The organism is Virgibacillus salarius (assembly GCF_039521925.1).
GTDB lineage: Bacteria > Bacillota > Bacilli > Bacillales > Amphibacillaceae > Virgibacillus > Virgibacillus salarius.
Map to the genome: position 1 here is coordinate 329 of NZ_BAAACY010000148.1, position 14,398 is coordinate 14,726.

General features: G+C 36.7%; 13 protein-coding genes and 2 pseudogenes. 11 read left to right on the forward strand and 4 right to left on the reverse strand.

Annotation, left to right across the window (positions count from 1 at the left end):
• The first annotated feature begins 662 nt into the window (after positions 1-662).
• The 4 genes from pdhA to lpdA are packed head-to-tail and all read left to right on the forward strand — an operon-like array spanning position 663 to position 5,394.
• Positions 663-1,706 carry a pyruvate dehydrogenase (acetyl-transferring) E1 component subunit alpha gene (pdhA, locus tag ABDZ84_RS18110; protein ID WP_226983656.1) on the forward strand — a complete coding sequence of 348 codons (1,044 nt, stop codon included), beginning with the start codon at positions 663-665 and terminating at the stop codon, positions 1,704-1,706.
• Between the two features lie 3 nt (positions 1,707-1,709).
• Positions 1,710-2,687, forward strand: a complete 978-nt coding sequence (locus tag ABDZ84_RS18115) for an alpha-ketoacid dehydrogenase subunit beta (RefSeq protein ID WP_026680753.1) — start codon at positions 1,710-1,712, stop codon at positions 2,685-2,687.
• A 22-nt stretch (positions 2,688-2,709) separates the two neighbouring features.
• Positions 2,710-3,984, forward strand: a complete 1,275-nt coding sequence (locus ABDZ84_RS18120; protein ID WP_121605034.1) for a dihydrolipoamide acetyltransferase family protein — start codon at positions 2,710-2,712, stop codon at positions 3,982-3,984.
• 3 nt (positions 3,985-3,987) lie between these two features.
• Positions 3,988-5,394 (forward strand): dihydrolipoyl dehydrogenase, encoded by a 1,407-nt coding sequence (gene lpdA / locus ABDZ84_RS18125; RefSeq protein ID WP_321132856.1) that lies wholly within the window; start codon positions 3,988-3,990, stop codon positions 5,392-5,394.
• Positions 5,395-5,618: 224 nt separating this feature from the next.
• On the opposite strand, the gene ABDZ84_RS18130 is transcribed toward lpdA, so the two are convergent.
• Entirely contained in the window at positions 5,619-6,002 is a 384-nt protein-coding gene (locus tag ABDZ84_RS18130) for a hypothetical protein (RefSeq protein ID WP_026680756.1), read from the reverse strand.
• Positions 6,003-6,374: 372 nt separating this feature from the next.
• The gene (locus ABDZ84_RS18135; RefSeq protein WP_026680757.1) at positions 6,375-7,904 is read right to left on the reverse strand and encodes a glycine betaine uptake BCCT transporter; all 1,530 of its coding nucleotides are present in this window, start codon (positions 7,902-7,904) and stop codon (positions 6,375-6,377) included.
• 276 nt (positions 7,905-8,180) lie between these two features.
• Here ABDZ84_RS18135 and ABDZ84_RS18140 point away from each other — a divergent pair, with 276 nt between their 5' ends.
• Positions 8,181-9,038, forward strand: coding sequence for a polysaccharide deacetylase family protein (locus ABDZ84_RS18140; protein ID WP_343782513.1), 858 nt, complete (start codon positions 8,181-8,183; stop codon positions 9,036-9,038).
• 150 nt (positions 9,039-9,188) lie between these two features.
• Positions 9,189-9,296: a GapA-binding peptide SR1P gene (locus tag ABDZ84_RS18145; protein ID WP_080668661.1), complete on the forward strand. Its 108-nt coding sequence runs from the start codon at positions 9,189-9,191 to the stop codon at positions 9,294-9,296.
• A 171-nt stretch (positions 9,297-9,467) separates the two neighbouring features.
• Here ABDZ84_RS18145 and ABDZ84_RS18150 read toward each other — a convergent pair whose 3' ends face one another.
• Positions 9,468-10,934: an aminotransferase class I/II-fold pyridoxal phosphate-dependent enzyme gene (locus ABDZ84_RS18150; RefSeq protein WP_034678872.1), complete on the reverse strand. Its 1,467-nt coding sequence runs from the start codon at positions 10,932-10,934 to the stop codon at positions 9,468-9,470.
• Between the two features lie 337 nt (positions 10,935-11,271).
• Between ABDZ84_RS18150 and ABDZ84_RS18155 the strand changes: the two genes are divergently transcribed.
• From ABDZ84_RS18155 to ABDZ84_RS18165, 3 genes and pseudogenes are all read left to right on the forward strand, one after another.
• Complete coding sequence (locus ABDZ84_RS18155; protein ID WP_026680760.1) at positions 11,272-11,541, forward strand: UPF0223 family protein; 270 nt, start codon at positions 11,272-11,274, stop codon at positions 11,539-11,541.
• A 132-nt stretch (positions 11,542-11,673) separates the two neighbouring features.
• A pseudogene (locus ABDZ84_RS18160) lies at positions 11,674-11,859 on the forward strand (transposase); the annotation flags it as partial.
• 17 nt (positions 11,860-11,876) lie between these two features.
• A pseudogene (locus ABDZ84_RS18165) lies at positions 11,877-12,047 on the forward strand (zinc ribbon domain-containing protein); the annotation flags it as partial.
• 133 nt (positions 12,048-12,180) lie between these two features.
• Here ABDZ84_RS18165 and ABDZ84_RS18170 read toward each other — a convergent pair.
• The gene (locus ABDZ84_RS18170; protein WP_343782517.1) at positions 12,181-12,798 is read right to left on the reverse strand and encodes a YktB family protein; all 618 of its coding nucleotides are present in this window, start codon (positions 12,796-12,798) and stop codon (positions 12,181-12,183) included.
• 232 nt (positions 12,799-13,030) lie between these two features.
• Here ABDZ84_RS18170 and ABDZ84_RS18175 point away from each other — a divergent pair, with 232 nt between their 5' ends.
• Positions 13,031-13,222, forward strand: a complete 192-nt coding sequence (locus tag ABDZ84_RS18175; protein WP_026680762.1) for a hypothetical protein — start codon at positions 13,031-13,033, stop codon at positions 13,220-13,222.
• Positions 13,223-13,582: 360 nt separating this feature from the next.
• Positions 13,583-14,392: an inositol monophosphatase family protein gene (locus ABDZ84_RS18180; protein ID WP_026680763.1), complete on the forward strand. Its 810-nt coding sequence runs from the start codon at positions 13,583-13,585 to the stop codon at positions 14,390-14,392.
• Positions 14,393-14,398 lie beyond the last annotated feature (6 nt).

Below are 14,398 nucleotides of genomic sequence, written 5' to 3' on the forward strand. Positions count from 1 at the left end.
GACTTGATTCATGGTATAATGTTTAAACATAAGGGATACCTCCGGTTCTGTTTGGGTGTGATTACTTTAACTTTACCAGAAGGTATCCTTTTTGCGTATAAAAATATTGAAAAAAGTAAAAAAAGTGATACGCCCTAAATTGGAGTACCACTTTTTTTAGTTACTGGGTTTTGTCCCAGCTTCTAGAGGAAGCGTAAATCTGAGCATGTAGTGATAAGGACTGAGCGAATTTTGCTCAGTTTTTCTTATTTTTATATAGAAACATTGGTTATAAATATTTTAATGGTAATGATTATAATACAGTTTTTAATATGTAATATAACAGAGGGGAGGTAAATGCCATATAAATCACTAGCCATTATTAGGCTGTTTTAAAAATAAATTAATAAAAACAAAGTGTTTGACCAACTGAAATAATTAAGCTAGAATTTACATGAAAAGAAATTGTACTAATGATTTTTGCTTTATTTATGTAACAGATAAATGTGAAAGTAGCTTTGATTAATCTAAAACGGAAAAGGGTACATAGTTAATAGCAAAAAGTACAGATTTTTTTCGTATTTTGGGTACGCTAGAAATGACAATACCAATAAGGATATAAAGAAAGGAAGAGGTGAACTATTTTGAAACACGTATTAGAAAGTGTTGAAAGTCAGTTCGAAATGTTCCAAATTCTTAACGAAGATGGAAAGATTGTCAATAAAGATGATATGCCCGAACTATCTGATGACGAATTAAAGGAACTAATGCGTAGAATGGTATACACTCGTGTGTTAGATCAGCGTTCTATTGCTTTAAATCGTCAAGGGCGTTTAGGATTCTATGCACCAACTGCTGGTCAAGAAGCTTCTCAATTAGGAAGTCAATTTGCATTGGAAAAGGATGATTTTCTTTTACCAGGATATCGCGATGTTCCACAATTAATCTGGCAAGGATTACCTTTATACCAAGCTTTCCTATTCTCAAGAGGTCATTTTCATGGTAATCAAATGCCTGAAGGTGTAAATGCAGTTAGTCCACAGATTATTATTGGAGCACAATATGTACAAACTGCTGGTGTAGCTCTAGGTATTAAAAAACGTGGTAAGAAAGCAGTTGCTGTAACTTACACTGGTGATGGCGGTACATCACAAGGGGACTTTTATGAAGGAATAAACTTTGCTGGTGCATATAAAGCGCCTGCTATTTTCTTTGTACAAAATAACTACTTCGCGATTTCAGTACCTGTTGAAAAGCAAACAAATGCTAAAACGTTGGCACAAAAAGCTGTAGCTGCTGGTATTGAAGGAATCCAAGTAGATGGAATGGATGTACTTGCTGTTTATGCTGTAACTAAACACGCTCGTGAACGTGCTATTAATGGTGAGGGCCCAATGCTTATTGAGACATTAACATATCGTTATGGTCCACATACGATGGCTGGAGATGACCCTACACGTTATCGTACAGATGATTTAGATAACGAATGGGAGAAAAAAGATCCACTTGTTCGCTTCCGCAAATTCTTAGAAGGTAAAAATCTATGGTCTGAAGAAGACGAAAGCAAAGTAATTGAAGAAGCAAAAGAAGAGATCAAAAAAGCTATCAAGCAAGCTGATGAGTATCCAAAACAAAAAGTAACGGATTTTATTAGCAATATGTATGAGGAACTTCCATATAACCTTCAAGAACAAATGGAAGAATACAAAGAAAAGGAGTCGAAGTAAATCATGGCACAAATGACAATGATTCAAGCAATCACGGATGCATTACGCACAGAATTAAAAAATGATGAAAATGTGCTTGTGTTCGGAGAAGATGTTGGTCAAAATGGTGGCGTATTCCGTGCTACTGAAGGACTGCAAGCTGAATTTGGCGAAGATCGTGTGTTTGATACACCGTTAGCTGAATCTGGCATTGGTGGTCTTTCAATTGGACTCGGTTTACAAGGCTATCGACCAGTACCAGAAATTCAATTCTTCGGCTTCGTATATGAAGTAATGGACTCTATTAGTGGACAAATGGCACGTATGCGCTATCGTTCTGGTGGATCACATAGTTCACCAATTACAATTCGCTCACCTTTTGGTGGTGGAGTACACACTCCAGAGCTACATGCTGATTCTTTAGAAGGATTAATTGCACAACAACCAGGAATCAAAGTAGTAGTTCCTTCAACTCCATATGATGCAAAAGGTTTGCTGATTTCAGCTATTCGTGATAATGATCCAGTGCTATTCCTAGAACATATGAAGCTATACCGCTCATTCCGCGGAGAAGTACCTGAGGAAGAATATACAATCGACTTAGGAAAGGCTGAAGTTAAGCGTGAGGGAACAGATGTTACGCTTATTTCCTATGGTGCCATGGTACACGCTTCATTGAAGGCAGCAGAGGAATTAGAAAAAGATGGTGTACAGGCTGAAGTTATCGACTTACGTACGATCTCACCTCTAGATATTGATACCATTATCGAATCTGTTAAGAAAACAAATCGTGTCGTTGTTGTCCAAGAAGCACAGCGTCAAGCAGGTATTGCTGCAAATGTTGTAGCTGAGATTCAAGAGCGTGCAATTTTACATTTAGAAGCACCAGTATTACGTGTTGCAGCTCCAGATACAGTATATTCTTTCTCAGCAGCAGAAGAAGTATGGTTACCAAACCATAAAGACATCGTAGAAAAAGTAAACACTGTAATGAATTTTTAATAAGAGATAGGAGGTAATACGAATGGCATTTGAATTTAAACTTCCAGATATTGGTGAAGGAATTCATGAAGGCGAAATTGTCAAATGGTTCGTAAATGAGGGCGATGACATCAAAGAAGATGATGTATTGTGTGAAGTCCAAAATGATAAAGCTGTCGTAGAAATCCCTTCTCCAGTTGAGGGTACAGTAAAAAAACTCCATGTGGATGAAGGAACGGTAGCTGTTGTAGGAGATGTACTAATAACGTTTGACGCAGAAGGTTATGAATCAGAAGATTCAGCTTCTGAAGATAATAAAGAAGAAGCTCCTAAAGAAGAAGAAAAACAAGAAACAGCAGCTGATAAAAAGCAAGATACTACAAATGATGGTAGCGACAAACGAGTGATCGCAATGCCTTCCGTTAGAAAATATGCGCGTGATAACGATGTGAATATCTCAGAGGTTACTGGTTCTGGGAAAAATGGCCGTATTTTAAAAGAGGATATTGATAGCTTCCTAAGCGGTGATCAGCCTGCTAAAACTTCTGAAGAAGCTAAAGAAACGAAAAAAGAAGCTTCTGCACCTACGGCTACAACTGCTGTGACTGAAGGTAACTATCCTGAAACACGTGAAGCGATGAGTGGAATTCGAAAAGCTATTGCTAAAGCAATGGTTAATTCGAAAACGAAAGCTCCGCATGTTACGTTAATGGACGAAGTTGACGTTACAGAATTAGTAGCACATCGCAAGAAATTTAAAGCTGTAGCTGCGGAGCAAGATATTAAACTAACTTACTTGCCATATGTAGCGAAGGCGCTTGTATCTGCTTCTAAGAAATTCCCGATTTTAAATGCTGCGGTGGATGATGAGACAAATGAAATTGTTCAGAAGCATTATTATAATATTGGAATTGCAGCTGATACAGAAAAAGGACTACTTGTTCCGGTTGTAAAAAATGCTGATCGTAAATCTATTTTTGCTATTTCTAAAGAAATTAATGAATTGGCAGAAAAGGCTAGAAGTGGTAAACTATCACCTGAAGAGATGAAGGGTGCTTCAAATACAATTACAAATATTGGTTCTGCAGGCGGACAATGGTTTACGCCGGTATTAAATTATCCGGAGGCAATAATTCTAGGAATCGGCAGAATTGCTGATAAACCAATTGTTCGAGATGGAGAGATAGTAATTGCACCGGTACTCGCATTATCATTAAGCTTTGATCATCGCATTGTTGATGGTGCAACTGCACAGTTAGCGCTAAATCAAATTAAGCGATTATTAAGCGATCCACAATTAATTATGATGGAGGCGTAGGTTATGGTTGTAGGAGATTTCCCAATTGAAGTAGATACGTTAGTTGTTGGAGCTGGACCAGGTGGCTATGTTGCTGCCATTCGAGCTGCACAATTAGGTCAAAAAGTTACAATTGTTGAAAAAGGTAACCTCGGGGGAGTTTGCTTAAATGTTGGGTGTATCCCATCAAAAGCATTAATTCAAGCAGGACATTTAACAGAACATGCTTATGGAAATGAACAGTTAGGTATTAAAACAGAGAACGTAACTGTAGATTTTACTAAAGTCCAAGAATGGAAGGGTACTGTTGTTAATAAATTAACATCAGGAGTAGAAGGTCTGTTAAAAGGTAACAAAGTAGATATTATCAAAGGTGAAGTTTACTTTGTGGATAAAAATACAGCAAAAGTTATGGATGAGAAAAACTCTCAAACATATACCTTTAATAACTGTATTATTGCAACAGGCTCTACACCAATTGAAATTCCAACATTTAAATTCTCTGAACGTGTATTGGATTCTACGGGTGCCTTAAACCTTAAAGAAATTCCAGAGAAAATGGTCGTTATCGGTGGAGGATATATTGGAACTGAACTTGGTACAGCGTATGCTAATTTTGGTACTGAAATAACAGTACTTGAAGGTACAAAGGATATTCTCGGTGGCTTCGAAAAACAAATGAAGCAAGTTGTGAAAAAACGTCTGAAGAAAAAAGGTGTAAATATCATCACAGAAGCTATGGCTAAAGGTGTTGAAGAAACCAAAGATGGCGTAAAAGTATCCTATGAAGTTAATGGTAAAGAGGAAACCGTTGAAGCAGATTATGTATTAGTAACAGTTGGTCGTCGTCCTAATACCCAAGAGCTTGGTCTAGAACAAGTAGGTATTGAAATGAATGATCGTGGTCTAATAAAAATTGATAAACAATGTCGCACAAACATAGATAATATCTATGCTATCGGTGACATTGTAGAAGGTATGCCACTTGCTCATAAAGCATCTTATGAAGGTAAGGTTGCTGCGGAAGCAATTAGTGGAGAAAAATCAGAGATTGATTATATAGGTATGCCTGCAGTTGTATTCTCTGATCCAGAATTAGCATCAGTTGGTTATACTGAACAAGAAGCAAAAGATGCTGGTTACGATGTAAAAGCTGCTAAATTCCCATTTGCTGCTAATGGTCGTGCGCTATCATTAAATGATAGTGATGGATTTATGAAATTAATCACTCGTAAAGAAGACGGCCTTGTAATTGGGGCACAAATCGCTGGACCAAATGCTAGTGATATGATTGCTGAAATTGGTATTGCGATTGAAGCTGGAATGACAGCAGAGGATATCGCACTAACTATTCATGCTCATCCTAGTTTAGGTGAGATTACGATGGAAGCTGCAGAGGTAGCTTTAGGTACACCAATTCATATGCTGTAATATAAATTAGAGGCTATCTCACAACAGCTGAGGTAGCCTTTTTTATTCGCATAAAGAGTTCCTTAGCTGGCAGTCTAGTCGTTATTATTATCTAAGCCAGGTACAGGTAAAACCACTGCTATTTTTGCTATAAGACATAGTAGAAAACTCCCGCAGAAGATAAACTATTTCTGGGGGAGTTTTTTTCTATTTCAAACAACTTATAGGAGCATTCAGTCCATCTATTAGTTGATGATTTGCTCTAATTTATCCATGAGATCATTTTTTGCTATATCTCCAGATAAATGTTCGATTGTCTTCCCGTTTTTCATGATAACTAAGGAAGGTGATTCAGGTTTTAATCCCATTTCTAAATCGTCCATCGTTTTTTCCTCTTTTTGTACATCTTTAAAAGCGGATGGATATTTAGCTTTTATCTCAATAATTGCATCAAAATATATATTCTCTAAATCACTATTCGAGTTATTTGTAAAAAACATAACATTGTAACCATTCGGTTGAAATGAAATAACGTCTATTGTAGTTGCATTTGTCGCTTGGCATCCTGATGAAAAAATCAGTAGGAATAAAGCAAGTACAGGGATGAATAAGCTTCTAATTTTCCTCACCTACCTGTTTAATAATCATATATACATCAGTTTACCAAATAGAATGCTTAACATAGCGTTTGTTATTGAACTGTTAATGGATTGAAACGCATCTGTTGGATTAGTAATAAAGCTATAAATAAAACGAAATGCAGATGTAATAGGGATTCGAGTCTTGCAAAATGTACACAAGCACCAGAAAACTGTTACTCGTCATGTGTGAGAAGGAAGAGCAGGTTCGTTTGAACCGCCTTTCTAATGATGGTAAGTGGATTTTCCGTATGAGAAAAGAAAAAATAAAACGTAGCTTCAAAGAAAAAAACTGTTGTTATTGCTGTTTGCGCAAAAAAAGCTTGTAGAAAACACACAAGGCTTTTTCTACAAGCTGAGGTTCTAACCCCTTCTTTTGCTTCCTAAATCAATTTCCTTTGCTTCCTGTCTAAATGACTTAACTAACGAGATAACAACAAGTAGCATTATGATGGCAAATGGAAAGGCAGCTATTATGGATGCCGTTTGTAAAGCATTTAATCCACCTTGCCAAAGTAGTACTGCTGCAGCACTCGATTGTATAATACCCCAAATGAATTTTACTGAATTAGCTGGGTCTAGGCTACCGCCTGTTGTTTGCATTCCTAATACAAAAGTTGCTGAATCTGCTGATGTAATGAAGAATGTACAGATTAATAAAATTGCAATGATGGATATAACGATACCAATAGGAAATTGTTCTAGTACAGCAAACAAGGCTAATTGTTCACCGCCACTTTCAATGTATTGCATGATATTAGCACCTGCATTCGCTTCTAAGTGTATGGCTGATCCACCAAACACTGAAAACCAAAGTGCTCCGAATATAGTTGGTACGAGCAGGACGCCTAAAACAAATTCACGTATCGTTCTACCGCGGGAAACCCTAGCGATAAATGTTCCTACAAATGGGGCCCAAGCAATCCACCATGCCCAATAAAAAATGGTCCAGCCATTAATCCATTCTGCATTTTCTTCGTTGAATGGAGTCATTCTTAAGCTCATGCTAGGAAGGTTCTGTAAATAACTTCCTAGAGTTGTCGTGAAAAAGTTCATGATAAAATTCGTTGGCCCTAAGAATAATACGAAAAGCATTAATAATAATGCGAGCATTAGATTTGCATTACTTAAATATTTAATTCCTCTGTTTAAACCTGTCATAGCTGAAGTCATGTATAATACTGTAACAATAGCAATAATAATTAACTGCAAGGTTATTGTTGATTCAATACCCGTTACAAAGGAAAGACCACCACTAATTTGAATGGCGCCAAGTCCAAGGGAGGTTGAAACACCAAAAATAGTTGCGAATACAACAATGAAATCTACGGCGGTACCCCATCCACCCTTAATGCGATCACCAAATAGCGGCTCTAGTATGGCACTAACCACACCTGGAGCTTGTTTTCGGAATTTGAAATAAGCTAGTGCTAATGCAATCGTTGCATAGATTGCCCATGGATGAAATCCCCAGTGGAAAAAGCTATATTGCATTGCTGCTTTAGCTGCATCATTCGTTTCTGCTTCTCCAAATGGAGGGTTATGAAAGTGGGAAATAGGCTCTGCTGCACCCCAGAAAACAAGTCCAATTCCCATACCGGCACTAAAAAGCATAGCAAACCATGTTAAATAACTATATTCTGGCTTATCACCTGGTCGACCTAACTTGATGTTTCCATATTTCGAAAAAATAAGGTAGATCGCAAATCCTAGAAATGCAGTTGCACTTAATAAGTAAAACCATCCAAATTTATCTACCAAAAAGCCTTGAATAATTGACGTTACATTATCCAAATTTCCATTAGGCAATATATCTTTCGGGATAATGCCCCAAATAATAAACAATAATGCGATAATAGCTGAGATATAAAATACGCGTGTTACTTTTTTCACAAAAATTGTCCTTTCTATTTAAAATTTCTTTGATCTTATGTAGTAGGCGCACTTAGTGTATTAAAACATATAGTAAAGGTCTGAGGCAAATCTCACACCTCATGCTTTTACTATTCCCTTGTCAAAGAGGATCATACCATATATTTTCTTACCCAATTCGTAGTGTGTTTAAACTTTCACTTTATAGGAAATGGTATATTACTCATATTGTCAGTGCATTTTATGGAGGCTATAATATAGGTGACAGAATAATAAACTAAACAAGGGGACGATCTGATGAAGACATCATTCATAACACTTATAATCGCGATAGGACTTTTTCTGCTTGCTGGATGTGGTGCAAATGAAGCGATGCAACAACCAGAGCAAGAACAGGATCATTCAACCGATTCTACCGACAAAGAAAGCAGTGGAGAATTAGAGGGCAAAGATTCAAATGCCGAGGTCATAAAAAACAAAGAGGAAGATCAAACCGAGCCTATGTATGAAATAGCGGATGATTCATCAGTTGTACCTTTGGGTGAAGATACGAATGAAAAAGTAGTCTTATTAACCATTGATGATGTACCTGATAAACATGCTTTGGAAATGGCAAACACTTTAAAAAAGTTAGATGTAAATGCTATCTTTTTTGTAAATGGACACTTCTTAGAGACACCAGAGCAAAGAGATATGCTAAAACAAATTCATGAAATGGGATTTGTAATTGGTAATCATACATACAGTCACCCAAATTTAAAAGATTTAACGGATGAAGAGCAAACGAAAGAAATAGTGAGAGTTAGTGATCAAATTGAAGAAATAATTGGCGAAAAACCATTATTTTTTCGAGCACCGCATGGGTCTAACACGGAGCATTCAAAACAGGTTGTAAAAGATGAAGGAATGGTCCTAATGAATTGGACATATGGATATGATTATTTTAAGCCTTATATGGATGCAAAGAAATTGACCACGGCAATGATAACAGGTGAGGGGCCTGAAGTAGGGATTGATTATTCACTGCTCAAACCCGGCGCTAATTTATTGATGCATGACCGTGAATGGACAAACGAGGCATTAGAGAATATTGTGAATGGGTTGAGAGATAAGGGCTATGAAATGGTTGATCCTCATCTAATCAAAACATTATAATACTGTAATCTACAACCGCTGCGAAAAGTAGCGGTTTTTAATTTGGATTAATTATTAAATGTGTCATACTATTTTAAGGTTGATTTTTTTAATGTGACATATTATAATGTGAATACGCTATCACAATTCATTAAAAAGGAGTTGGGCCAAATGGGCACAGTTGTTTGCCAAGATTGTCAAAAAGTCATTGAACATTATGATGAAGAGAAAGTTACCACTTTATATGGTACTTGTCCGACTTGCCGTGAAAATAAATAATAAAGTTAATATATACCTATTAAAGATAGCTAGCTCTCATTAGGGCTAGCTATCTTTTTGTGTACAATTATGGGATTTAAAAATATGATTATAGGCTAATTTATGTGGAATGTGGATAGAGAGTATAAAAAATTGTTTGCTATTATGGTTAAACTGGTTATTAGTTTAAAATCATTTAAACGGCTTATATTCCTTAATTACCTGGATCGTTTCAAGTGTTTCATCTAGAAGTCCTTGTACAGGTAGTCCAGCATCAATATTCTTTTGAATATAAGAGATATTTTCATTCGTAATGATCTCTCCAGGTATAAATATAGGAATCCCTGGTGGATAGATCATAATGGATTCAGCGCTGATTCTACCTGCTGCCTCCTGAAATAAGACGGTTTCTGTCTCTGCATAAAATGCATCTCTAGGTGCTAAAGCAAGGATGGGAATATCGGGTACGGTAACTTGTACATCCGTTACAGATTGTTTCTTAACTTTTTCTAGATGATTTAGCCCCTCCATTAATTTACTAATGGAAGAAAGAGAATCGGCAGGGGTAATGATGCATAATACATTATAGAGATCGGAAAGTTCTACTTCTATCGCATGCTTTTCCCTTAAAAATAGTTCAGCTTCATAACCGGTAATTCCTAAATCTTTCACGGAAATGATTAACTTAGTCGGATCATATTGATTTATTGCTTCTGATCCTAATAATTCAGAGCCAGCACAATAAAGATAAGCTAGGCTGTTGATTTGAATTCTGGCATAGTTGGCAAGTTCTATCGTTTTGGTTAGGAGCTCTTTCCCTTTAGTAGCTAATTGTTTTCTTGCAGTATCTAAAGAAGCTAACAGTAAATAGGAAGTAGAAGTCGTTGTTAGCATTGATATAACTGTTTGTACTCGTTCATGTGAAATAAGCGTACCTTGAAGGTTTAAAATCGAACTCTGGGTTAATGCTCCTCCTAATTTATGAACACTTGTAGCGGCAAGGTCAGCTCCAGCCTGCATGGCAGATATTGGTAAGTCATCATGGAAATGAATATGTACTCCATGTGCCTCATCAACTAAAACAGGTATACGATATGAATGTACCATCTTTACAATTTCTTCTAAGTCTGCTGCAATACCAAAATAGGTAGGGTTAATAACCAAAACCGCCTTAGCTTCCGGGTGTGCTTCAAGAGCTTGCTCAATAGAAGTTGGCGTAATTCCATGAGAAATACCTAATACTTTATCTAATTCTGGATGAATAAAAACAGGTATAGCACCAGAAAAAATAATGGCAGCTGTTACAGATTTATGGACATTTCTGGGTACAATTATTTTATCACCAGGGCCACAGACGCTCATTACCATTGCCATAATAGCACCGCTTGTTCCTTGCACAGAAAAAAAGGTGTGCTCCGCACCAAATGCTTTGGCAGCTAGTTCTTGAGCATGCTTAATAATTCCTTGTGGATGATGTAGATCATCTAAAGGTGTAATATTAATTAAATCCATCTTAAAGGCATTCTCGCCTAAGAACGTACGAAATGTATCATCAGCAGCCCTTCCTTGTTTATGACCTGGTATATGGAAGGGGATAGGATTTTTGTTAATATGTTCTAATACACCGGTAAATAATGGTGTATGATGCTGTTCATCCAATAGGAACACCTCTCTATGATGTCAGACTAAAATATCGAAAGTATTATAGCAAAAGACAACCATAAATACTAGTCGTTCAACAAGAATAAATGCTAAAATAGAAGAAATAGTTATTGATATAATTCTTTAGAAAAGGTTTTTAGCAATTAAACATTAAAAACCCAATCTTTCAAAGAGATTAGCTCATTCGGCTTTTGCTGATTTATCGGTAGGGAATGCTAGTGAGTTAGCAGATTGCTGCAATGAGCGAAGCAGACACAGAGAAGAATATCTTCCAGATAGTTATAGAAAGAGACTTATCAAAACATAAAAGCTTGATGCTGAAAGGGGTCGTGGCATGAGTTATCATTATCCCATTGATGAAACCTGGACGAAGGAGGAAGTAATACAGGTGGTTCAATTCTTTTCACTGGTCGAACAAGCATATGAAAAAAACGTTGACCGTACTGTATTATTGACTGTATATAATGATTTTAAGAAGGTCGTTCCCTCGAAGAGTGAAGAGAAGAAACTATTTCGAGAATTTGAACAGGGATCTGGATATGCATGCTTTCCGGTTATAAGACACGCAAGGGATTCAGATCAACATAAAATATCTATGAAATAAAACTGGCGAAGCGTATTTTAACGTACTTCCGAAAGAAGTCTCCATCTTCAAGCGTGTGAAGGGCGGAGCCCAACGGTAAGGGAGTGGAGATGAATTTCGGTTGGGCGACAGCCCAAAGGCTTTTTTCCTTTTTTGTTCAAAGCACAACCCAACAGTGAATGATCGAAATTCATCAATGCCTATAAAAGTGCCAGTTCAAGACTTAGCAAGAGGGATTTTCCTCCTGTTCGTAAAAAGTTATGGAAAGAAATGTTTTGGTCAAGAAGTTTTGGTTTGTTGACAACTGGCGGTTCGCCTATTGAAGTAGTAAAAAAATAGATTGAAAATCAAAGGATATTGATAAATGGTTCCCATCTACCAAAACTTGTTCGAGTTGCGGAAATACCCAACCAATGCCTATAGAAATTAGAACATACGCTTGTTCGTGTGGGCTAAATCTCGATAGAGATTATAATTCAGCGCTTCATATCAAAAAAGAAGGCATTCGCTTATTAGCAAGTGCCTAATGAAAATATAAACTCTTGGAACAAGAGGGTTAGCTTGGTCCATTTCGTCAGCTACCAAAAGTGGCGATTACCCAAGAAGCCCCCATTTCAAGCAACCCGTAAGGGCGGTAAGTGGGGGGAGTAGTTCACTATACTATTTACTATTTACTGCTTTTTTATAGAAAGGTAGTAGAGAATCAATGGTACTTGTTGCTTGATGTAAGAATGCGTCTCCATCATACACACGGTCATCATTTCTATCTAAATGTAGACCAACTAGAAATTCAGCCTTCTTTACGTCGCGGAATCGTTTAACATCTTTTAGCTCTAAGTCTTCTATACTTTTTGCATCTTTTTTCATATGATCTAGTGATACGACAAAGTTTTTAGGAAGTTGTTTTAATTCATCAAAACTATTAATGAATGTCTGGGCAATGGCTGATTTATGATCTAGTTCATAAATCAGTGCTAACCAAATGAATACATGATCATCAAACAAACCTACCTGAAAGTGTGGGAGTTTTTTGTATCCCCGTTTATTCGCAGCAATAGCTAGCCATGTATCTTTTGGCGGATTTACTGTTCTACGCGCATGCTTGGCAATATGTACGAATACTTCATTCCCTACTTGCGTAGCTAAATAATCTGCCAAAAAGCTACCGATTTCTTGAAATTTTGGCTGTATCCGTGTTTGAATTGCCTCCATTCTTGATTCAAGTCCATCAATTAAAAATGTATCAAAATCTTTTTTTTCAAAACCATTAAAAGCCATTTTAATCTCCCTTTCTTCTGTCTAGTTATCAAGGTGTATTTCTGCAGATTCTAATTATAATAATTATTATTAAGTATTTATTAAAGCAAGTCAAGTTTTATAAATATAATGTTTAAACAAGTCGTTTTAAGGGGAAATTATAACAATAAGTCGCGGAATTATAAGATTTATTGAACCAAATGGTGATGATATTCATAAATATATTAAAAGCGATCGAAAGGTTGTGTACAAATTGAAGTACGTTATGGAGGCTTTACGTCGTAAAGAAGCCCAAGAAAAATTGCCTGTAATCCGCATGGAAATTGATTATGAACTTGTAACACTTTATGATGCGATGAAGAGTGAAGATACTGTAGGAATTATAAAAAGTAAAGAGCGATTAAAGCAGCTGAGGAGACAGCTAATGGAGATTGATAATGAATAGAGTGCTTTGACCTTCAATAACGGTATTTCATCCGTATTGAGGGTTTTTTCATAGTCTAGATAATGAAATTATTAAATTTGCTCATGTGGATAAATATGGAAATATTGAGCCGCGTCCAGCTCTAGCACCCAGAAACGAGGCGACTTCACGAATCGCCCTAATCTAAGTCATCATCGGCTCGCAAGCTCACCGTGATTCCTTTATGTCTGTTGACTCGCTCCAGTCACTACATTTCTAATTTGGCGCTTGCGCTTTTTTCTTACTAACTAGAAATGATTATAGCTAAGGTAGTGAAACCGATGACTCGCATCAAGAGTTCTGATACTATAGTATTATATAGAAAACATTGGAGGAATACATATGGATGAAGTGTATCGTGAAGAAGTATACCATCAAGCGGTAGAATGGGTACTTGAAGCTGGAAGGACAATTAGAAATCATATGAACGATCCATTAACTATTGATACAAAATCCAATGCAAATGATTTAGTCACGACGATGGACAAAGATACAGAAGCTTTCTTTGCTTCCCGGATAAAGAAAAAATATCCAGAACATTTTATATTAAGTGAAGAGGGTTTTGGTGATGAGATAAGAACAATGGATGGAACGGTTTGGATCATCGATCCAATTGATGGAACAATGAATTTTGTTCATCAAAAGAGAAATTTTGCTATATCAATTGGAATTTATCATGACAACATCGGTGAGATTGGGCTTATTTACAATGTGATGGATGATATATTGTATAGTGCACAACGAGGAAAAGGGGCTTATAAAGGCGAGACGAGACTTCCTTTATTAAATCAAGACGTCCGTTTTAATGAGGCGATCATCGGATTAAACCATTTTTGGTTGTGTAAGAATCGTCTAGTCGATGAAACTATCATGCAACAGCTCGTTCGGGATATAAGAGGCACGAGAACTTATGGTTCCGCAGCGTTGGAATTTGCATACGTAGCTGAAGGCATTTTAGATGGCTACTTAACGCTTAGTCTTTCACCGTGGGATATTGCGGCAGGAATGGTTATTGTTAATGAAGTAGGTGGAGTAACTTCAACGATTGATGGGGATAAAATAAATATGTTAGATAAGAACTCTGTCTTCACCTGTAACCCACAAATACAACAGAACATTCTTGAAGATTACGTACGTAAAGCAAGGAAGTGACTTTTT